Annotated in this window: 16 protein-coding genes; 1 reads left to right on the top strand and 15 read right to left on the bottom strand. The window is 69.0% G+C overall.

The genetic code is table 11. From position 1 onward, the window contains the following. Positions 1-48: 48 nt before the first annotated feature. The 8 genes from AC1RAA_RS10715 to AC1RAA_RS10680 form a co-directional block, all read right to left on the bottom strand. Positions 49-1,032, bottom strand: coding sequence for a Bug family tripartite tricarboxylate transporter substrate binding protein (locus AC1RAA_RS10715; protein WP_492729538.1), 984 nt, complete (start codon positions 1,030-1,032; stop codon positions 49-51). Between the two features lie 243 nt (positions 1,033-1,275). Next, positions 1,276-2,427 carry an acyl-CoA dehydrogenase family protein gene (locus AC1RAA_RS10710; protein WP_492729540.1) on the bottom strand — a complete coding sequence of 384 codons (1,152 nt, stop codon included), beginning with the start codon at positions 2,425-2,427 and terminating at the stop codon, positions 1,276-1,278. 22 nt (positions 2,428-2,449) lie between these two features. Then, positions 2,450-3,253, bottom strand: a complete 804-nt coding sequence (locus AC1RAA_RS10705) for an enoyl-CoA hydratase/isomerase family protein (protein ID WP_492729542.1) — start codon at positions 3,251-3,253, stop codon at positions 2,450-2,452. 3 nt (positions 3,254-3,256) lie between these two features. Next, entirely contained in the window at positions 3,257-4,087 is an 831-nt protein-coding gene (locus tag AC1RAA_RS10700; protein ID WP_492729547.1) for an SDR family NAD(P)-dependent oxidoreductase, read from the bottom strand. Positions 4,088-4,113: 26 nt separating this feature from the next. Further along, entirely contained in the window at positions 4,114-4,533 is a 420-nt protein-coding gene (locus tag AC1RAA_RS10695; protein ID WP_492729551.1) for a MaoC family dehydratase, read from the bottom strand. A gap of 11 nt (positions 4,534-4,544) precedes the next feature. Beyond that, a complete protein-coding gene (locus AC1RAA_RS10690; protein ID WP_095744448.1) occupies positions 4,545-4,985 on the bottom strand; it encodes a MaoC family dehydratase N-terminal domain-containing protein in 441 nt (146 codons plus the stop codon). 29 nt (positions 4,986-5,014) lie between these two features. Beyond that, on the bottom strand, positions 5,015-6,199 hold the full coding sequence (locus AC1RAA_RS10685) for a lipid-transfer protein (protein WP_492729555.1): 1,185 nt from the start codon (positions 6,197-6,199) through the stop codon (positions 5,015-5,017). A 44-nt stretch (positions 6,200-6,243) separates the two neighbouring features. Continuing rightward, positions 6,244-7,815: a long-chain-fatty-acid--CoA ligase gene (locus AC1RAA_RS10680; RefSeq protein ID WP_492729557.1), complete on the bottom strand. Its 1,572-nt coding sequence runs from the start codon at positions 7,813-7,815 to the stop codon at positions 6,244-6,246. A 224-nt stretch (positions 7,816-8,039) separates the two neighbouring features. Between AC1RAA_RS10680 and AC1RAA_RS10675 the strand changes: the two genes are divergently transcribed. Further along, the gene (locus AC1RAA_RS10675; RefSeq protein WP_492729559.1) at positions 8,040-9,050 is read left to right on the top strand and encodes an AraC family transcriptional regulator; all 1,011 of its coding nucleotides are present in this window, start codon (positions 8,040-8,042) and stop codon (positions 9,048-9,050) included. 68 nt (positions 9,051-9,118) lie between these two features. Here AC1RAA_RS10675 and AC1RAA_RS10670 read toward each other — a convergent pair whose 3' ends face one another. From AC1RAA_RS10670 to AC1RAA_RS10640, 7 genes are all read right to left on the bottom strand, one after another. Beyond that, the gene (locus AC1RAA_RS10670) at positions 9,119-11,830 is read right to left on the bottom strand and encodes an NAD(P)/FAD-dependent oxidoreductase (RefSeq protein ID WP_492740565.1); all 2,712 of its coding nucleotides are present in this window, start codon (positions 11,828-11,830) and stop codon (positions 9,119-9,121) included. 216 nt (positions 11,831-12,046) lie between these two features. Beyond that, complete coding sequence (locus AC1RAA_RS10665) at positions 12,047-12,703, bottom strand: winged helix-turn-helix domain-containing protein (protein ID WP_492729565.1); 657 nt, start codon at positions 12,701-12,703, stop codon at positions 12,047-12,049. 78 nt (positions 12,704-12,781) lie between these two features. Then, the gene (locus AC1RAA_RS10660; protein ID WP_492729567.1) at positions 12,782-14,143 is read right to left on the bottom strand and encodes a TolC family outer membrane protein; all 1,362 of its coding nucleotides are present in this window, start codon (positions 14,141-14,143) and stop codon (positions 12,782-12,784) included. Between the two features lie 86 nt (positions 14,144-14,229). Further along, positions 14,230-14,883 carry an SCO family protein gene (locus AC1RAA_RS10655; RefSeq protein ID WP_070059880.1) on the bottom strand — a complete coding sequence of 218 codons (654 nt, stop codon included), beginning with the start codon at positions 14,881-14,883 and terminating at the stop codon, positions 14,230-14,232. A 29-nt stretch (positions 14,884-14,912) separates the two neighbouring features. Further along, complete coding sequence (locus AC1RAA_RS10650; RefSeq protein WP_095950016.1) at positions 14,913-16,697, bottom strand: multicopper oxidase family protein; 1,785 nt, start codon at positions 16,695-16,697, stop codon at positions 14,913-14,915. A 34-nt stretch (positions 16,698-16,731) separates the two neighbouring features. Continuing rightward, complete coding sequence (locus AC1RAA_RS10645; protein WP_492729571.1) at positions 16,732-18,069, bottom strand: HlyD family type I secretion periplasmic adaptor subunit; 1,338 nt, start codon at positions 18,067-18,069, stop codon at positions 16,732-16,734. A 36-nt stretch (positions 18,070-18,105) separates the two neighbouring features. Next, positions 18,106-19,788 carry a type I secretion system permease/ATPase gene (locus AC1RAA_RS10640; protein WP_095950015.1) on the bottom strand — a complete coding sequence of 561 codons (1,683 nt, stop codon included), beginning with the start codon at positions 19,786-19,788 and terminating at the stop codon, positions 18,106-18,108. Positions 19,789-19,817 lie beyond the last annotated feature (29 nt).

Genomic DNA, 19,817 nt, shown 5'->3' with positions numbered 1-19,817 from the left:
CTCCGGGACGCGCGGGGGCAGGGCCCCGGCGTCGTGGTGGATGGGGCGTCAGTCCAGCGTGACGCCGATGGACTTGACCAGGGCGCTCCAGTCCTGCAGGTCCTGGCGCAGGACCTCCTTGAACTGCTCCGGCGTGGGGCGCGGCAGGTCGGTGAAGTTGAGTTCGCGCAGGCGCTGGGTCACGGCCGGGTCCTGCAGGGCGCGGTAGATCTCTTCGTTCAGGCGCTTGACGACGGCGGGCGGCGTCCTGGCCGGCACGAAGAAGCCGTACCAGGTGTAGTTCTTGAACGGGAACCCGGCCTGCGTCATCGTGGGCACGTCGGGCAGCATCGGCAGGCGGTCGGGGCCGCTGTAGGCCAGGGCCTTGACCCGGCCGGCCTTCACCACCTCGATGGTGGAGGAGATGTCGGCGAAGCCGGCGTCCACCTGGCCGCCCATGAGGTCCTGCACGCAGGGGCTGCTGCCCTTGTAGGGCACGTGCAGCAGCGAGATGCCGGCCTGCTTCTTCAGGCTTTCCATCGTGAGGTGGCCGCCCGAGCCGTTGCCCCACGAGCAGTAGTTCAGCTTGTCGGGGTGGGCCTTGGCATGGGCGACGAAGTCCTTGAGCGTGTTCGGCGGCAGGTCCTTGCGCACCAGCAGCAGGTTGCCGCCGCGGCCCACCTGCGCGACGGGCGCGAAGTCCTTGAGCGGCTCGTAGGGCAGCTTCTTGTAGAGCGCCGGGTTGATCACCATCGTGGCGGCGTAGGTGAACAGCACGCGTGTGCCGTCGGCCGGCCCCTTGGCGACGAAGTCGACGCCCAGGATGCCGTTGGCACCGGCGCGGTTGTCGACGATCACGCTCTGCTTGAAGGCCTTGCCCAGCACGTCGGCGAACAGCCGCGCGATGAGGTCGGTGCCGCCGGCGGGCGGCGTGGGCACGACGATGGTCACCGTCTTGCCCGGGTAGGCGGCGCCGTCTTGCGCCGTGGCCGTGCCGGCGAGGGCGAGAAGGGCCAATGCGGTGAGTGCCGGCCGCAGCAATGTCCTGTTCACGGGAATGTCTCCTTGGGAATGGGTCGCGCAGGCCCCGCGCCTCTGGGCGCGTCCCCGTTGCACAGGGGGTGGGACTGCGTCTCCATGCTAGGAAACAGCGGCCATCGATTCCGTCAACCAGCCGACAGATTCGCCGACACCGGCTCGGGGAATACCCTCTGGCTCAGCCGGATGCGGGCCGTATGTCGACCGGCGAGGGCGCGTTGTCGTTCCGTGGTCGCGCGCACTCTCGACGGGGTGCTTTCATGCGCCCAGCTTGCGCGCGATCAGGTCCTTCATGATCTCGCTGGTGCCGCCGTAGATGCGCTGCACGCGCGCGTCGGCGTACATGCGTGCGATCGGGTACTCGACCATGTAGCCGTAGCCGCCGAACAGCTGCAGGCATTCGTCCAGGACCTTGCCCTGCTGCTCGGTGCACCACAGCTTGGCCATGTAGGCGGCCTCCTGGTCGAGCGTGCCGTCGACCATGCGCTGGATGCAGTCGTTGACGAAGGTGCGCACGACGTGCGCGATGGTCGCGCACTCCGCGAGCTTGAAGCGCGTGTTCTGGAAATCGAACACGGCCTGCCCGAAGGCCTTGCGCTGCTGCGTGTATTCGAGCGTGAGTTCCACCGCGCGTTCGATCACCGCCGCGGCCGGCACGCACAGGAACAGGCGCTCGTAGGAAAGCTGGCTCATGAGCTGCACGAAGCCGTCGCCTTCCTTGCCGCCCAGCAGGTGGTCGGCCGGCACGCGCACGCCGTCGAAGAAGAGCTCGGCGGTGTCCGACGCATGCTGGCCCAGCTTCTCGAGCCGGCGTCCCACGCGAAAGCCCGGCAGGCCCTCCGTCTCTAACACGACCAGCGACACGCCGCGGCTGCCCGCCTCGCCTGTGCGCACCGCCACCACCAGCAGGTTGCCCGTGAAGCCGTTGGTGATGAAGGTCTTGGCGCCGTCGATCACGTAGTGGTCGCCGTCGCGCCGCGCGCGCGTGCGCAGCGCCTTCAGGTCCGAGCCGCAGCCGGGCTCGGTGAGCGCGATGCCGGCCAGCAGCTCGCCGCTGGCGAGCTTCGGGAGCCAGCGCTGCTTCTGCGCCTCGGTGCCGTAGTCGAGGATGTAGTGCGCCGCCAGGTTGTGCACGCCGGTGTTGGCGGGAAACTCGGCCTTGGCCAGCTCGTCCTGCACCACCATCTGGCAGGCCAGCGAGGCGCCGGCGCCGCCGTAGGCCTCATCGAGTTCGGGCAGCAGGAAGCCCATCTGTCCGAAGGGGCGCCAGGCCTCGCGCGGAATGAAGCCCTGGCGGCGCCAGCCGTCCAGGTGCGGCGAGAGCTCGCTCGCGATGTAGCGGCGCACCTGTTCGCGGAACGCGTCGGTGTCTTCGTCCATCCAGCGATGGCGATACAGCTGTGGAAGCATGGTGTTCTTCGAGGTCGGTCAGTCAGTGGGTCGATCGATCGGCCTTGGCGCGGGCCAGGAAGCGCGCGCAGGCCTCGTTGAAAAATTCACCGGCCACGTGTCGGCGCTGGGCCGTGCATTCGTCGCTCAGTTGCTGCGCGAGCGTGTTGTCGCTCGCCGCGTCGATCAACTGCCGCGTATCGCGCAGGGCGGCGGCCGATGCAGCGCCCAGCCGCCTGGCGATCGCGTGGGCTTCTTCGAGCAACACGGCATCGTCGACGCAGCGCCAGACGAGGCCCCATTGCTCGGCCTTCGCCGCGTCGATGCGTTCGCCGAGCAGCGCCATGCCGAGCGCGCGGCTGCGCCCGAGCAGGCGGGGCAGCGACCAGGTCGCGCCCAGGTCGGGCACGGCCCCCAGCTGCGGCACCTGGGGCACCAGGAAGTAGGCCGAGCGCGCCGCGAGCACGACGTCGGCCGCCAGCGCAATGCCCACGCCCGCGCCCACGCAGGGGCCGTTGACGGCGGCCACCACCGGCACGGCGCAGTCGGCAATGGCCTGCGTGATGGGGTTGCCCACCTCCTGCATGCCGCGCCCGATCTCTTCCTGCGCGTGGGCCGGCCCGCCGGCGAGCACGTCGCCGAAGTAGCCGATGTCGCCCCCGCCGGAAAACGCGCGGCCCGCGCCCGTCAGCACGATGGCGCGCACGTGCTTGTCGGCCGCGCTGTCGCGCAGCGCCGCCAGCAGGGCTTCGAGCAGCGGCGGTGCCAGGGCGTTGAGGGCGTCGGGCCGGTCGAGCGTGAGCGTCGCGATGCCCTCATGCACCTCGCGCCGGACAGCAGCGGTCATCGCTCAGAACCCCGTGAGGCCGCCGCTGCACACCAGCGTCTGGCCGCTCACATAGTCGGACTCGGGAATGCACAGCAGGTAGACCGCGCCCGCCGCTTCTTCGGGCGTGCCGCCACGGCCCAGCGGAATGCCGCGTTCCATCGCGGCCATGAGATCGGGGTTCACGCCCACCTTGATGTCGCGCCCGTCGATGTTGGCGGTGCCGCCATCGGCGGCGTTGCCGGTCAGGCGGGTCTTGATGAGACCGTAGGCCACGCAGTTGACCGTGACGTTCATGCGGCCCCATTCCTTGGCCAGCGTCTGCGTCATGCCGGTGATGCCGGCCTTGGCCGCCGCGTAGTTGGTCTGGCCCGGGTTGCCGAACAGGCCCGCCATCGACGAGATGTTGACGACCTTGCGCACCACGCGTTGCCCGGCTTCGGTCTCTGCCTTGCCGAGCGCGCGGATCACCGGCTGCGCCGCGCGCAGGATGCGAAACGGCGCCGTCAGGTGGCAGTCGAGCATCGCGTACCACTGCTCGTCGGTCATCTTCTGGATCACGTTGTCCCAGGTGTAGCCGGCGTTGTTGACGACGATGTCCAGGCCCTTGAATTCGCTCACCGCCGTGCCGACGAAGCGCTCGGCGAAGTCGGTCGCGTTGACGTTGCCGACGCAGGCCACGGCCTGGCCGCCGGCCTCGCGGATGGCCTGTACAGCCTCCTGCGCGGGTTCGGCGTCGAGGTCGTTGACGACGATGCGGGCGCCTTCGCTGGCGAGCTTGAGCGCGATCGAGCGGCCGATGCCGCGGCCCGAGCCGGTGATGAGGGCGACCTTGCCTTCGAGTTTGCGTGTCATGGTGTTCTTTCGGAAGGTGTGGGTTGTCAGGGCAGGGACACGAAGGCTTCGCCGACGATCTTGGTCTGGCCGAACTGGTTGGTGCTCTGCAGTTCGATGCGAACGCCGCGTTCGCCGTTGCGCTCGGTCTTCTCGACGATGCGGCCGCTGCAGCGCATGGCGTTGCCCAGGTGCGTGATGCCCTGGAAACGCGCCTCGAAGTGGCGCAGCCGGCTTTGCGGCGCCCACTGCGTGAGCACGCGGCCCAGCCAGGCCATGCCCAGCATGCCTTGCGCGAACACGTCGGGCATGCCCGAGCGGCGTGCCATGTCGGTGTCGATGTGGATCGGGTTGTGGTCGCCCGAGGCGCCCGCGAAGAGCGCGAGCGCGGTGCGGTTCACGGCCGGCAACTGCACGGCCGGAAGTTCGTCGCCGACCTGCACGGAGTCGAAGGTGGGGGAGGTCATGGGGTGTTCCTTCAGTGGCGGCAGACGATGACCGTGCGCAGCTCGGCCACGAGTTCGTCGCGCTGGTTGGTGGCGCGCGAGGTCTTCACGACGAATTCGAGCGCGCCGTTCTTCTTGTCGTAGATGTCGCTGACGGTGGAGCGCACCGTCACCGTGTCACCCACGCAGGCGGGGCGGTGGTAGCTGAAGCTCTGCTCGCCGTGCAGCAGCTTGGCCAGCGGAATCTGCAGGTCGGTGAGCAGCTGGTCCGAAGCACCCGAGTCCAGTTCAGCGGCGAACAGGAAGGTGGGCGGTGCCGGCAGGTCGGGGTAGCCGGCATCGCGCGCGGCGGCGGCATCGGTGTAGACCGGGTCGGTCTCGCCGATGGCCTTGGCGAAAAACTGCAGCCGGCTGCGCTCGATGGGCAGCACCGACGTGGGCAGCGCGTGGCCGATCCATTTCTTGTCGATCATGAGAGGGTCTCCTTGGGTTGTCGTGGGGTTCAGATGCGCTCGTACAGCGTGACCACGCAGGCGCCGCCGAGGCCCAGGTTGTGCTGCAGCGCGAGCCGCGCGCCTTCGACCTGGCGCTTGTCGGCCGTGCCGCGCAATTGCTGAACCAGCTCCGTGCATTGCGCGAGCCCCGTCGCACCGAGCGGGTGGCCCTTCGACAGCAGACCGCCCGACGGATTCGTGACGACCTTGCCGCCGTAGGTGTTGTCGCCATCGACCACGAACTTCTCCGCGCCGCCGACGGGGCACAGGCCCAGCGCTTCGTAGCTGATGAGCTCGTTGTGCGCAAAGCAGTCGTGCAGCTCGACCACGTCGATGTCCTGCGGGCCGACACCGGCCGCGTCGTACACCTTCTGCGCGGCTTCCTGCGCCATGCTGAAGCCCACCACCTCGCGCATGTCGCGCGCCTCGAAGGTGATGGGCCGGTCGGTGGTCATGGCCTGCGCCTTGATGCGCACGCTGCGATCGAGCCCGTGGCGCTGCGCGAACGCGTCCGAGCAGACGATGGCGGCCGCCGCGCCGCAGGTCGGCGGGCAGGCCATGAGCCGCGTCATCACGCCGGGCCACATCACGGGCACGGCCATCACCTCGTCTTCGGTGACGACGTTGCGGAACAGCGCCACCGGGTTGTTCGCGGCATGGCGGCTGGCCTTGGCGCGGATCTTCGCGAAGGTCGACAGCTGCGTGCCGTACTGCTGCATGTGCGCCAGGCCCGCGCCGCCGAAGTAGCGTAGCGCCAGAGGAATGTCGATTTCGCTGACCAATTCATCGGTGGCCGTGTCGAAGCGCGCGAAGGGGCTGGGCTTGTCCTTGAACACCGAGCCCAGCGCGCCGGGGCTCATCTGCTCGAAGCCCAGCGCCAGCACACAGTCGGCCGCGCCGCTGGCCACGGCCTGGCGTGCCAGGAACAGCGCGGTCGAGCCGGTGGAGCAGTTGTTGTTGACGTTGACGACCGGAATGCCGGTCATGCCGACTTCGTAGAGCGCGCTCTGGCCGGCGGTCGAGTCGGCGTACACGTAGCCCACGTAGGCCTGCTGCACCAGCTCGTAGCCGATGCCGGCATCGGCCAGCGCACGGCGCGTGGCGTCGGCGGCCATGGCCTGGTAGGGCGCGCTGGCACCCGGTTTGGTGAAGGGGATCATGCCGACCCCGGTGACGAAGACATCGCGGCTCATGGGAATTTCCTGAGGGTTGAGAGAAAAGAAAGAAGGCGACGCACTCATGCGACGTTGCGCTGGCGGCCTTGCCAGAAGGGCTCGCGCAGCTGCGTCTTGAGCACCTTGCCCGCGCCCGACATCGGCAGCGTGTCGACGAAGGCCACGCTGCGCGGGCACTTGTAGCCGGCGATCAGCGTCTTGCAGTGGGCGACGATGTCCGCGGCTTCGACGCGCTGTCCCGGCTTGAGGACCAGCACCGCGTGCACGCTCTCGCCCCATTCGTCGCTGGGGATGCCGATCACCGCGCAGGCCGCGACGGCGGGGTGCTGCGTGACGGCGTTCTCGACCTCGGCCGAGTAGACGTTCTCGCCGCCGCTGATGATCATGTCCTTGATGCGGTCGACCACGAAGATGTAGCCGCCGTCGTCCATCCAGGCGCCGTCGCCGGTGTGCATCCAGCCGTCGCGCACGGCGGCGGCCGTCTGTTCCGGCTTGCCCCAGTAGCCCTGCATCACGTTGGGGCCGCGCACCGTGACTTCGCCCACCGTGCCGCGCGGCACCTCGAGGCCGGCGGGGTCGACGATGCGCACTTCCATGCAGATGCTCGCGCGCCCCGCGGAGCGGTGCCGCCCCAGGCGGTGGCCCTCGGCCGTGTACGAGCTGGGCGGGTTGATCGTGGCCAGCGGCGCCAGCTCCGTCATGCCGTAGCCCTGCACGAAATCCACATGGGGCAGGGCGGCCATCGCGCGTTCCAGCACGGCCTCCTGCATCGGCGAGGCGCCGTAGAAGATGCACTGCAGGCTGGCGAGGTCGCGCGGCTCTTTCATCGCGGGGTGGTCGACCAGCATCTGGATCATGGTGGGCACCAGCAGCGTGTTGGTCACGCGGTCGCGCTCGATCGCATCGAGCACGCCCTGCGGCGTGAACATCGGGATGATCGTGTGCGTGTTGCCGGCGGGCCAGTGCGGCATGGCCAGGCCCATGTCGCCCAGGTGGAACATCGGTGCGGCATGCAGGTAGTTGCCGCCGCTCGGCGCCAGGCCCTCGGCCTGCATCGCCATGGCCGAGCTGCACAGGTTGGCGTGGCTGAGCATCACGCCCTTGGGAAAGCCCGTCGTGCCGCCGGTGTAGAAGATGCCGGCCAGGTCTTCGTCGCGGCGAACTGCGTCGGGAACGGGCGAGGCCGCGGCCAGGAGCGCCTCGTAGCCGTGCATGCCGGGCGGCAACTCGCCGTCGTGCTCGCCGCTGCTGCAATAGATGACTTCGCGCAGGCTCCTGGATTCGCTGCGCATCTTCTCGACCATCGGGCGGAAGGCCTCGTCGACCAGCAGCAGGGTCGAGCCCGAGTCTTCGAGCGAATAGAGGATCTCGGCGGCCGACCAGCGGATGTTGCAGGGGTTGAGCACGCCGCCGCCCCAGGGCACGGCCATCTGGTATTCGAGGTAGCGGTCGGAGTTGAGCGCCAGCATCGCCACGCGGTCGCCCGGCTTCATGCCCAGCTGCTGCAGGGCGCCCGCGAGGCGGGCGACGCGCTCCACGAACGCGCGGAAGGTGCGTGTGCGGCCGGCAAAACGCACGGCCACCTTGTCGGGGCTCTGCTGCAGGGCGCGGTGCAGCGACTGGGTCATGTACATGGCGTTTGTCTCTCGTTGGTTCTTGGTCTGGGTTTCGCAGACCCTTGTCTGCGTGGCCCATGTTAGGAACCGATCGCCTTTGGCACGATGCCGTTTTGCGTTGTTCGGATGGCAGAACATCGCAATCTGCGTGGCACGCGATCAGGCGACGCGGCGCTTGCACGACAGGCACGCGCCGGTGCACAGTCGGCCCGGCAACATCCACGCGACGCGGCCCGCCTTCGATGCTTCATCCTCCCCAAACGGTTTCCATCAGCTTCGTGCACGGCATCCTGTCCGGGGTGCATGCGCGCGGCCAGCCGCTCGAGCCTTTCCTGGTCGAGGCCGGCATCGCACCTGGCCTGCTCGGGCAGTCGGACGCGCGCGTGACGACGCAGCAATACGCGAGGCTGTTCCGCGTGCTGACCGAGCGGCTGGACGACGACTTCATCGGGCTGCTGAGCCGCCCGCTGCGGCGCGGGAGCTTCGCGCTGATCGCGCGCTCGGCGCTCGGCGCTCCCACGCTGCAGGTGGCGCTTCGCCGCGCGGCGCGCACCTTTCGCCTGCTGCAGGACGACGTGGTGCTGGAGCTGGTGTGCCGGGCCGAGCTGGCCGGGGTGGTGGTGCGCTTCACCGAACCGGACGCCGCGCCGACGGTCTTTCTGCAGGAGGTGCTGCTGCGCACCGCATGGCGCCTCATGGCGTGGATCGTGGGCGGCCAGCTGCCCGTGGTGTGCTTCGACTTTGCGTTCGGGCCGCCCGCGCATGCCGGCGGCTACGGCAAGATTTTTCCGGCGCCGCAGCAATTCGACTGCGAGCTGTCGGCGTTCTGGTTCGACGCGGCACGCCTGAAGGACGTGGTGCGCCGCGACGAAGCCGCGCTGCATGTCTTCCTGGCCGATGCGCAGGCCCACATGATCGTTCCCAGGCGCACCGACGAGGGGATCGGCGCGCGCGTGCGCGGCCACCTGCAGCACGCGCAGCCCGCATGGCCGGACCTCGTGGCGACGGCCGCCGCGCTGCACGTGACGGTCTCCACGCTGCAGCGGCGGCTGGCGCTGGAGGGCACCTCGTTCCAGGCGCTGAAGGACGAGCTGCGCCGCGACACGGCCATCCAGCGGCTGAGCACGAGCGCCGTGCCGCTGGCGGAGCTGGCCGACGAACTCGGGTTTGCCAACAGCTCGGCCTTCCAGCGCGCGTTCAAGTGCTGGACGGGCAGCGCGCCCGGGAGCTACCGCCGAAGCGGCGGTTTGTGATCGACGTCGCGGATGTCCGCCATCCGACACCGACGACGGCCGCCGGGACGGGCGACCCGCCGCACAGGCTAGGCCGCCAATGCCACCGAATGCTGCTGCCAGTCCCCACGCTCCAGCAAGGCGGTCATCGCGGAGACCGGCGCGTGCTCGCGCACGGCGGGAATGACCTCGTCCGCCTCGTCCGGCGATCCGACCAGCACCGCGCCGACAAGCCGGCCCTCGGCGACCACCAGCTTGCGATAGATGCCCTGCGCAGGCTCGGACTGCGTCAACTCGAATTCGCCGGGTCGTGCGGCGTGCACGGTGCCCGCGGAGCGGACGTCGATGCCCGAGACCTTCAGCGCGGTCACGGGCACATGGCCGCGATAGACGCGCTTGCCGCCCAGCGCATTGACGGCCGCGATCTCTCCCTGCTCGGCCGCCACGGCCCACAGGGGGATCGAGTGGCCCTCGAACTCGGCCACATCGCCCGCGGCATAGACATGGGCGGCACTGGTGCGCATCTGCGCGTCGACGATGATGCCGCGGCCGAGCGCCAGGCCGGCCGACTGCGCGATGTCGACGTTGGCGCGCACGCCGGTGCACACCACGACCACGTCGGCGGGGAGCTGGCGTCCGTCCTTCAGCACGAGCCGCGCCACGCGGCCCTCGCTGCCCGGCTCCAGCCGCGCGGCGTCGGCACCGGTCATGACATGGATGCCCTGGGTTGCCAGGTGCGCTTCCAGCAAGGCGCTGGCCGGGGTGTCGATCTGCCGGTCGAGGATCTGGCCGCTGTTCGACAGCACCTGGACCTGCGCCCCGAGCTGCGCCAGCGCCTGCGCCGCTTCCAGGCCGAGCAAGCCGGCGCCCAGCACGACCGCGCAGGTGCCGTGGAAGCGCTGCATGTAGTCGCGGATCGCCATCGCGTCGTCGGCATCGCGCAGCACAAAGCTGCCCTCGATGCCGTAGCCGTCGAGCGGCGGGACCCACGCCGAGCTGCCCGAGCACAGGATGAGCCTGTCGTAGCCCAGCGTCTCCCGGGTCGCCAGCGTGAGCTCGCGACGCTGCGTGTCGACGCCCGACACATGCGTGTTGAGCCACGCGGTGACACGGTGTTCGGCATACCACTGCTCGGGCAGCAGGTGCAGGCCCTGGACACCCGTCGGCATGCTGATCAGCTTGGCGATGGCCATCCGGTTGTAGGCGTTGTGGTTCTCGCGGCCGATGAGATGGATCTCGCAGTCGGGGTGGCGGCGCCGCACATGGTCGGCCGCGGTCAGGCCGGCCACGCCGTTGCCCACGATCACGACGCGGCGGATCGACGCATCGAAGGGCACGACCTCGGGCTTGCGTGTCTCGCGCGCCGCCGGGGTCGCCTCCCGCTTCAGGTCGATGCGGATGGGCCCGGCATTGCGGATGCGCGCCATGCAGGCCAGGCGCGTGCCGTCGGCGCAGCCGAGCCGGGCCAGCGTCGCCCGTTCGTCGCTGCCGATGGGTGCGAGCCGCTCGCCGCCCGCCACGACGGCGATCGGGTCGGCGCCGCACACGCCGGAACGACAGCCGGCGTTGATGGGGGCGCCGCAGTCCTCGAGCGCCTCGAGCAGGGTCTGGCCCTTGCGGATGGGGGTCTTCATGCCGGTGGGGTCGATGCAGAGTTCGGTAGGCTGCGTGGACGCATCGGCCGGTGCGGCCGCAGCGGCCTCGTTCTCCGGCGGGGCTGCAACCGGCGCCTTGCGCGCGGCGTCGTTCGGGCCGCGGTGCAGCCGCATCGTCTCGATGACGATCGGCGCCAGCCGGGAACCGTCCCGGACACCCTTGCGCAGTTCACGGCGAAGGAACAGGCGCTCGACATGCAGCGACCGCACGATCCACGTCAGGCTCGCGATGATCGTCAGGCCGCGCAGCGTGGCGACGACTTCGGGGGCGATGGCCATGCCGCTCAGGCTGCTCAAGGTGCTGACGACCAGCGGGGCGGTGAACCAGTAGTACAGCGAGAACGCGGCCGCCGCGAAGAGCACCGGCGACAGGTTGCGCGTCTTGCTGCCCAGCAATTCGATCAGGTTGAAGAGCGTCAGGCTGGCGGCCATGTAGACCAGCATCTGCATGACCGTGGAGACCGGGCCGATCTCGGTGGGCGAAGGCACGAGGTAGTAGCCGAGGATCAGGCCCGGAAAGACGCCCGCGAAGAAGCTGCGGAAGTTGCGGTAGGCCGGGTTCGGGTCGTACTGGTCGGCCAGGTACGCCGCGCCGGGGTTGAGGTCGTAGCAGTTTTTGGCGCAGCCCACGCACGGTTCGCAGTGCGTGTTGGCGATGCGGATGAACGGCGTCTGGCCGTACAGCCGCTGCACCGGCAGCAGGGGGCAGATGCTGCTGCACCAGCCGCTCTTGCCCTTGAACAGCAAGCCGCCGATGAGCGCCGCCCCCATGGCTGCCGCCAGCAGGCCGGCGGTGGCCATGCCGTTGCCGTTGAACAGCAGCTTGCGCGCGACGACCGCGCAGATCAGCAGGCCGATGCCGATCGGAAATGCCGCGCCCTGCGACAGGCGGCGGCTCGTGAGGGCGCGCGTGATGCCGAGCCTGCGGGGGATCTGGTTGATGGCGGCCAGCGGGCAGACGTTGCGCCACAGCCCGGGTGCCAGCATGAACACGAGCGGGAGCGACGGCACGATCAGCCCCCAGAACAACGGCATCGCGGTGGCGGGCCGCAGCGCCAGCATGACGGCCAGGGCCAGGGCCGACGCGATGCTCACCACGCGCAGCGCGCGCCACACCGCTTTCGGCACGATGGTCGGCAGCTGCATGAAATTGGCGAAAACGAGAGCGGGAGAGGGCTTGAACATGGTTCGGTGGTACCTGCGTGAGAAGGTGTCGCCATTCATGCCCCGGGGGGACGCTGCGACAGTGGTGGCGCCATCGGTGAGTGATGGGGCTCTGCGAGTGGTGCGATTCTGGCCAGTCGCACGTCTTAAGGTTGCTATCTTGTGTGCGGCACGCTTACGAGTCTGAAGACGACGGGCTCAGGTATTCAGGCGGTAGCCGACCCCGCGGATCGTGCGGATGATCTGCCGCCCGAGCTTGCGCCGCACGTTGGACAGATGCACTTCCAGGGCGTTGCTCGTCGGTGCGCCGTGAATCCCCTGCACCAGCAATTCCACCTGGGCCTTGGGGACCGTGTGATCGAAGCGCAGCGCGAGCGCCTCCACCAGGTTCCATTCCCGCTCGGTCAGCGCGACAGGCATGCCGCAGCGGACCGTCGTCCGGCTGCCCAGGTCGAACTCGACGTCGCCGCACCGCACGCGCGGCGTTGCCAGGCCCGCGGCCCGGCAACGCAGTGCCCGCACCCGCTCGGCCACCAGCTCGGGGCGGCACGGCATCACCACGAAGTCGTCCGCGCCCGCGTCGAGGACCTCGGCCTGCGCGGCCGGGCCGGGCGCTCCCACCATCAGCATCAGGACCGGCGTGGTGATGTGCTGCACCCGCAACAACCGGACCCAGTCGAGTCCCGATCCGTCGGGCAAGTGCGAACTGACGAGCAGCACGTCGTAGGACTCGTTCTCCAGCACGTCGATGTCGCCGAGCCGCTCGACGCTGTCGATCAGGAACCCGTTCTTGCGCAAGTGCGTGAACAGGCCGTCGTCGACCCGCGCGCGATCCTGAAGCAGAAGCAGTCGCATGGCGTCACCTGCATGTTCAGCGCCGTCATGGCCGCGAGCAGTCGCTGGTGCTGTCGGTACGTGCCATGGCATGCCTCGTCATTGGCGGGCCGGCGTTCTCCTGGACACGGAGACGGGCGCCGCGCTGTCGACCGGGGTGCGGCCGTGGGTTGCAAGCGCGGCATCGATGGCGTTCAGGTCCTCGGGCACCAGCGTGCCGTTGGCCTGCCGCAGCTTGAGATTGCCGAGCAGCACCGAATAGCGCGCCACCGCCAGGTCGCGCTTGGTCTGGAAGAGCTGGCTCTGCGCGTTGAGCACGTCGATGTTGATGCGCACGCCCACCTGGTAGCCCATGCGATTGGCCTCCAGCGCGATCTGGCTGGAGACCTCGGCGGCTTCGAGCGCCTTCACCTGGCCGGCGGCCGACACCAGCCCCAGGTAGGTGGCGCGGGTGGCCTGCGCGACGCCGCGGCGCGTGGCCTCGAGCAGCGAGCGGGACTGGTCTTCGAGCGCCAGCGTTTCCCTGACGCGGTTCTCGATCGCGTAGCCTGCAAACAAGGGCAGGTTGAGGGAGACGCCCACGGTGAGGGCCTTGACCCGCGAGCGGCCCGGCGTGGTGTTGGTGCCCTGGGGGTTGTTCGTGACGTTGTAGCCCAGGGTCGCATCGAGCGTGGGCAGATGGCCGGCCTGCGCCTTCTGCACCTCGAGCCCGGCCACGTCCAGGCCCAGCCGGGCCTGCTGGATCGCAGGGTGCCCGGCATCCGCGTGCGAGGTCCAGACCTCGATGTCGGCGGGCGCGAGCGGAGGCAGCACCACGGGCGCCGCCAGCGGCACGGGCACGCTGCCGGTGCTGCCGACGAGCTGGTCGAGCACGATCTTCTTCACCTGCAGGTCGTTCTCGGCGGCGATCTCCTGCGCGATCACCAGGTCGTAGCGGGCCTGCGCTTCGCGCGCATCGGTGATGGTGGAGGTGCCGACTTCGAAGTTGCGCTTGGCCGATGCGAGCTGCTCGGCCACGGCCACCTTCTGCGCGCGCACCAGGGCCAGGCTGTCCTGGCTGGCGAGCACGTCGAAGTAGGCCTGGCTCACGCGCACGATGAGGTCTTGTTCGGCGATGGTGAGCACCATCTGCGCCACCTCGGCCTGCCGCTGGCCCTGCTCGTAGGCGGCCCAGTTGGCGGGGCGGTACAGCGGCTGCGTGGCGTTGATGCCGACACTCTGGGTGTTGAACCCGCGCGTCGTCGCGCTGCCTTCCGTCGAGAGGTCCTGCCGGGTGTGCGAGGCGCCGGCCGAGAGGCCAACGGTGGGCAGGATGCCGGCCCTGGACTGCGCCGCCCGCGCCAGCGTGGCCTCGTACTGGGCCCGCGCGCCCTGGTACGTGGCGTCGTAGCCGCGCGCCGACGTGTAGATCTCGACCAGGCTCTGGCCATGGACGGGCCACGCGAAGCTCGCTGCGAGCACGGCGCCCCACGCCGGGACGAGACGCTTCCCGGTGGCGGGGGCCCGTGAGCCCTGTCCACCGGGTGGGGGTCGGCGCAGGCGCTGGTTCAGACCGTGCTCCGAGGGTCGGCCTGCAAGATGGCGCCACCCGCGCGGCGAACCGCGGCCGGGCTGCGATCGACATGCAGGATGGCGGCCACGATCTGCTCGGGTGCCGCCAGCGCCGGCGCCATCGACCAGCGGTCATAGACGTCGTTGCCGATGCGCACCATGCCGGTGTGGCGATTGATCTCCTTGTCGACCTTCGGGTCCGGGTCGTAGAAGCCCAGGGCAAAGCGCACGAGGTCGATGTTGCTCCGGCTCCCGGTCAGGAAAAGCCAGCCCGGGTTCACGCTGTGCATCTCGGCGTAGTCGGCCAGGTGCTCCACGGTGTCGATCTCCGGGCGGATGGTGATCGAGTACATGAAGATGTCCCGGCCCACCCGAGAGGCCAGGCGCTCCTGCACGCGCAGGAGGTTGTTGGTCATGAGCGGACAGATGCCTTCGCAGTCCGCATACATCATGTTGATGGCGACGATCTTTCCACGGACCAGGTCGTCGTAGAAGTTCACCTTCGCCCCGGTGTGGGTCTTCAGTTCGACGTTCGGCATGCGACGCCCCGGGCGTGCAGCCGTTGCCGGTGCCTCGGCGGAGGCGGGCAGGCCGAACGCGTACAAGGACGCGACGCCCAGTCCGGCGATCAAGTGTCTGCGGTGGTTCATGAGAATCTCCTGAAAGTCATCGGCGTTCTTCACACGATGTCGAAGCGAACCATCATTGCGTGGTCCTCGTGGGTGAGGTTGTGGCAGTGCATCAGGTACTTGCCCGAGAAATCGCGGAAGCGCACGAGCACCCTCACGGTCATGAGTTCGCCGACGACGAAGACGTCCTTGCGTCCGCGCTCGTTCACGGGAATGGTCAGGCTCACGCCGTTGACGCTCTTGCTGAGAATCCGTCCTTCTTCGAAGTGCACGTGGATCGGGTGCTGCCAGCCGTTGTCGGGATTGATGAACTCCCAGATCTCGGCGGTGCCCCTGGTGACCCTGGCTCTGGCCGTGAGCGAATCGAAGAACAGCCCGTTGACGTTCCACATGCCGCTGTTGCGCTGGAACACCCAGGTGCGAACCGGCAGGGCCGCGAGTTCGCTGGCACTGGGCAGGTCGCGCAGCGGGCGCAGCACGCTCGGCACCACGCTCAGGTCGGGCGTCGGGGGCTGGCGATCGACGATGAACTTGAGCACGCGCGTGCCCGGCGACTGCACCGGGCCGGGCCGGCGGGTATCGACCTGCGTGAGCTGGTTGACGAGGTAGAGCGTGGTGTTCAGCGGGAATCGCGAGAAGTCCACCACGATGTCCGCGCGCTCGGCCGGTGCGATCCGCACCCTCAGCTGGTTCAGGATCGGTGCCGGCAGCAGGTTGCCGTCGCTGGCGATCTGGGTGTACGGGTACACGATGGTGCCGCCCGTGTTCTGCAGCACGAACTCGTAGAAGCGCGACGGCCCGACGTTCAGCAGCCGCAGCCGGTACTTGCGGCGTGCGACGCGCAGCACCGGCTCGATCTTGCCGTTGACCACGATCTTGTCGCCCAGCACGCCCTCGGGGTTGAGCTCGTCGAAGGTCAGCCGGCCGCCCGAGTCGAACCGCTTGTCCGAGAAGCTCAGGGGGTAGTCGTACGCGCCGCTGGGCAGTCGCAGCCCCGTGGTCTCGTCGCCGGTGTCAAGCGCGTCGAAGACCATGTAGCGCCCGAACATGCCCTTGAGCACGTTCGGTGCCGTCACGCCTTCCGTGTGGTCGTGATAGAAGAGCGAGCCCAGGGCTTCGCGCGAGTCGCCGAGGCCGCCGAACTCGTCGAAGCCGGCGTAGAGGTTGGGGTAGAAGTGGTCGTTGAAGGTCCCCGGCGCGGTCAGCGTCACGCCGCCCTGGACGGCGCTGTAGAAGTCGCTCGCGAAGCCGTCGCTCTCCGACGGCGTGTGCATGTTGTGCAGGTGCGTGCTGATCTCGGGCGAGCCGAATCCCGTGTGGTTCTGCGGCAGCTGGTTGCGGATGCGGCAGATGACCGACTGCCCGTAGCGCGCGTGGATCGTGGGGCCCGGCGTGGTCACCCCCGGCGTGTTGCCTTCGTAGCCCCAGATGGGCTGCGGGGGGTAGTAGGGGTTGTTGCCGTTGAACAGCCAGGCCGGGTTTTCCTTGGCCGTCAGCTGGTACAGCAGCGGCGTGCCGGCCTTGCCGGGCACGGTCAGTTCCGCGTAGCGCTGGTGCGGTGCACGGCCGCACTCGCCGCCTGCGATGTTCGCGTTGAGGGTCGGGGCCGGGGTCAGCGTGGCCAGCGGTGTGAGCGGCGTGACCTGGTTGGGCAGGTCCTCGACCCACGGTGTCGTCGGCGGGCTGGGTGGCAGGGGCGTGGGTTGTGCGCGGGTCTTGCCCGGTGTCAGGACCAGGGGGGCGGCCGTGGCTGCCAGCGAGGCCTTCAGGAACGTGCGTCTCTTGCTGTGGGCGACAGGCGTCACGGGGTCGTGGTGGTTGGAATCCTTGCGCATGATGTATTCCCCTCGTTGACAGAGAACAGCCCCGCTACATCTGCCGTCCCGATCGGCGGATGGTGGAGGTGATGGGCTCGATGACGTACTGCAGCGCGGTCTGCGAGACGCCCGCGATGTAGACCTCGGCGGGCATGCCCGCCTGGAGCTTGAAGTCGCCGATGGCCCTGAGCGACTCGGCGTCGGCCAGGATCATCACGCTGTAGTAGGGCAGGTTGGTCTGGCGCTCGATCAACCGGTCGCCGGCGACATAGGTCACCTTGCCCGTGACCATCGAGGTGTTGCGGTACTTGAAGGCGGTGAACTTCACCCGCGCGCGCTGGTTGAGGTGCACGTTGCTGATGTCTTCCGGACGGATGCGCGCCTCGATCATCAGCTGGGCGTCGCTGGGCACGATGTCCGCGATCGACTCTCCGGGTCCGACCACCGCGCCGGGCGAGGTGAACTTCAGGTCGATCACTTCGCCGCTGGCCGGGGCCACGACGACCTGCCGCTGCGCCGCGTCGTTCGACTTGCGCTGCTCCTGCTCGATCTCGCCCAGGCGCTGCGTGGTGGCCTTGAGCTGGTCGCTCGCGGCCTTCACGTAGTCGTTGCGGATCGACTGGATCTTCAGGTCGATCTCCACCAGGCGCTGGGCGGCGCGCGCCAGTTCCGTGCGCCGCTCTTCGAGCTTGGCCGCGTACTCCATCACCACCGACTCGAGCTGGGAGATCCGGCTCGACGAAATGAAGCCTTCCTGGATCAGGCCGCGGTTGGCCTCCAGGTCCTGCCGCTGCAGGACGAGCGAGTTCTGCGCCTGCGCGATCTGCGCGTGCACGGCGACGATTTCCTGCTGCACGCGATCGCGCTGCGTTCTCATGAGCGAGGCCGCGCTGTCCAGCGAATGGCGCTGGGCCTGGAACAGCGCCGTCTCCTTGAGCAGGGCCTGGCCGATGCGATCGTCCTGCCGGGCCGCGCGCAGCAGGTCTTCGGGGAAGGCGAGCGTCTTGGCGACGGACTGCTCGGCCTCCAGGCGCACCAGCATGGCACGCTCCAGATGGACGCGGTAGCTCAGGCGGTTGCGGTCGGCGTCCACGCGAACGTCACCCAGGACCAGGATCGGATCGCCGGCGTTCACATGCTGGCCGTCGCGCACCATGACTTCCCGCACGGTGCCGCCTTCCAGGTGCTGCACCGGACGGCGGTTGAGGTCCACCTTGACGAACGCGGGGGCCACCACCGCCATCGAGAGCGGGGCGAGGCCCATCCACAGGCCCAGGGGCAGGATCGCGCCGAGGATGACCCAGCATCCGCTTCGCGCGAGGCGTCGTGCATGTTCCCGGCTGCTGCGTGGGGTGGCAACGGGAGGCATCGGGAGTGTGGCGGTGCTCATGGTGCGGGGTCCTTGTTCGCAACGGCGGCGCGGCGCTCAGGCGGCCTTCTGGTCCACGATGGCCTGGGCCTGGCGCTGCATGTCGCGCATCACCTCGCTCGCCGGGCCGAACTGCTGGATGCGGCCTGCGGCGAGCACCAGGATCTTGTCGACGTGGGCGATCAGCGACGGGCGGTGGGTGACGACGACCGAGGTCACGCCCGCCTGGCGCAGGCCGCTCATCGCCTGGGCGAGTGCGACTTCTCCGGCACCGTCCAGGTTGGAGTTCGGCTCGTCCAGGATCACCAGCTGCGGGTTGCCGTACAGCGCACGGGCGAGCGCGATGCGCTGGCGCTGGCCCGGAGACAACCGCGAGCCGTGTTCGCCCACCGGCGTGTCGTAGCCTTTCGGGAGGGTCAGGATCATGTCGTGCGCATTGGCGCGCACGGCGGCGGCAACCACCGCTTCGGAGTCCACCTTGTCCAGGCGCGCGATGTTGTCCGCCACGCTGCCGTCGAAGAGCTCGACGTCCTGGGGCACGTAGCCGATGTAGGGGCCCAGTTCTTCGCGCGGCCAGTACGACACGTCGGCACCGTCGAGGCGGACCTTGCCGCTGCTGGGGCGCCACACGCCCGTGAGCACGCGCGCGAGGGTCGACTTGCCGGCCGCGCTCGGGCCGACGATGGCCAGGGCCTCGCCCGGCGCCAGCGCGAAGACGATGTTCGAGAGCACCAGGGTCTCCGAGCCGGCCGCGCGGTACGAGATGTTCTCCGCGCTCAGGCGTCCTTCGGGGCGCGGCATGGCGACATGCGGCTCGGTGCGTTCGAAGTCCTTCGACAGTTCCTGCAGGCGCCCGTAGGCCGCCCGTGCTTCGATCAGCGTGCGCCAGCTGCCCACGAGCTGCTCCACCGGCTGCACCGCGCGGCCCAGCAGGATGCTGGTGGCGATCATTACGCCGGCGGAAGCCTGCTGGCTCAGCACCAGGTACGCGCCCAGGGCCAGCATCAGAATCTGGATGGCCTGGCGCGCGGCCTTGGTCCCGGCGGTGAACGCCACGGTGCTGCGGCTGGCGCTGGTCTGCATGGTCGCGATCTGGTCCTGCAGCGCCCGCCAGCGCACCAGCAGGCGCTGTGTCATTCCCAGGGCCTGCAGCACTTCGGCGTTGCGCAAGGAACTCTCGACGTATTGCGCGGCGCGTCGCCCTTCGTTCTGCAGGGTTTCGAGCGACCGGCGGCTGATGCGGTCGTTGAGCCAGGCCAGGCCGAGCATGAGGAGCGCGGAGAACGCAGCGCCCACGCCGAGCGCGGGGTGGAACATCCAGATCACGAACACGTACACGAACACCCAGGGCGCATCGAACACCGCGATCAGGCCATTGGCGGAAAACACGGCGCGAAGCGCGGCCACGTCGCGGATTCCTTCTGTCCTCACGCCGCTCGGGGCGCGTGCGGCGCGCTCCACGATGGCGTTCACCACCGGTGGGGAGAGTCGCTCGTCCACCATGATGCCCACCACGTTCTGCAGCCGGGTTCGCAGGTAGTCCAGCAGCAGCAGGATGAACAGCGCCACGCCGGTCCCGGCGAGCAGCACCAGCAGCGTTTCATGGCTGCTGGTCGAGATGACCCGGTCGAACACCTGCAGGGTGAAGAACGCGGGCACCAGGAACAGCAGGTTGATGAAGAAGGAGAACGCCGCGATGTACAGCAGCAGCGGTCGCAGTTCCATCCACAGGGTTTTCATGTGCGTCTCCTGTGGTTCTGTGGGGCGTT

It is taken from the genome of Variovorax sp. GW823-FHT04F07, assembly GCF_058795995.1.
This window is presented reverse-complemented; position numbering and strand designations above follow the sequence as displayed.

What these genes read in the sequence shown, in the direction of transcription:
- AC1RAA_RS10670 (WP_492740565.1), bottom strand. Translation starts at nt 11,830, where the DNA reads ATGCAGCTGCCGACCATCGTGCCGAAAGCGGTGTGGCGCGCGCTGCGC.
- AC1RAA_RS10695 (WP_492729551.1), bottom strand. Translation starts at nt 4,533, where the DNA reads ATGACCTCCCCCACCTTCGACTCCGTGCAGGTCGGCGACGAACTTCCG.
- AC1RAA_RS10680 (WP_492729557.1), bottom strand. Translation starts at nt 7,815, where the DNA reads ATGTACATGACCCAGTCGCTGCACCGCGCCCTGCAGCAGAGCCCCGAC.
- AC1RAA_RS10655 (WP_070059880.1), bottom strand. Translation starts at nt 14,883, where the DNA reads ATGAACCACCGCAGACACTTGATCGCCGGACTGGGCGTCGCGTCCTTG.
- AC1RAA_RS10685 (WP_492729555.1), bottom strand. Translation starts at nt 6,199, where the DNA reads ATGAGCCGCGATGTCTTCGTCACCGGGGTCGGCATGATCCCCTTCACC.
- AC1RAA_RS10640 (WP_095950015.1), bottom strand. Translation starts at nt 19,788, where the DNA reads ATGAAAACCCTGTGGATGGAACTGCGACCGCTGCTGCTGTACATCGCG.
- AC1RAA_RS10710 (WP_492729540.1), bottom strand. Translation starts at nt 2,427, where the DNA reads ATGCTTCCACAGCTGTATCGCCATCGCTGGATGGACGAAGACACCGAC.
- AC1RAA_RS10665 (WP_492729565.1), bottom strand. Translation starts at nt 12,703, where the DNA reads ATGCGACTGCTTCTGCTTCAGGATCGCGCGCGGGTCGACGACGGCCTG.
- AC1RAA_RS10645 (WP_492729571.1), bottom strand. Translation starts at nt 18,069, where the DNA reads ATGAGCACCGCCACACTCCCGATGCCTCCCGTTGCCACCCCACGCAGC.
- AC1RAA_RS10650 (WP_095950016.1), bottom strand. Translation starts at nt 16,697, where the DNA reads ATGCGCAAGGATTCCAACCACCACGACCCCGTGACGCCTGTCGCCCAC.
- AC1RAA_RS10700 (WP_492729547.1), bottom strand. Translation starts at nt 4,087, where the DNA reads ATGACACGCAAACTCGAAGGCAAGGTCGCCCTCATCACCGGCTCGGGC.
- AC1RAA_RS10690 (WP_095744448.1), bottom strand. Translation starts at nt 4,985, where the DNA reads ATGATCGACAAGAAATGGATCGGCCACGCGCTGCCCACGTCGGTGCTG.
- AC1RAA_RS10675 (WP_492729559.1), top strand. Translation starts at nt 8,040, where the DNA reads ATGCTTCATCCTCCCCAAACGGTTTCCATCAGCTTCGTGCACGGCATC.
- AC1RAA_RS10705 (WP_492729542.1), bottom strand. Translation starts at nt 3,253, where the DNA reads ATGACCGCTGCTGTCCGGCGCGAGGTGCATGAGGGCATCGCGACGCTC.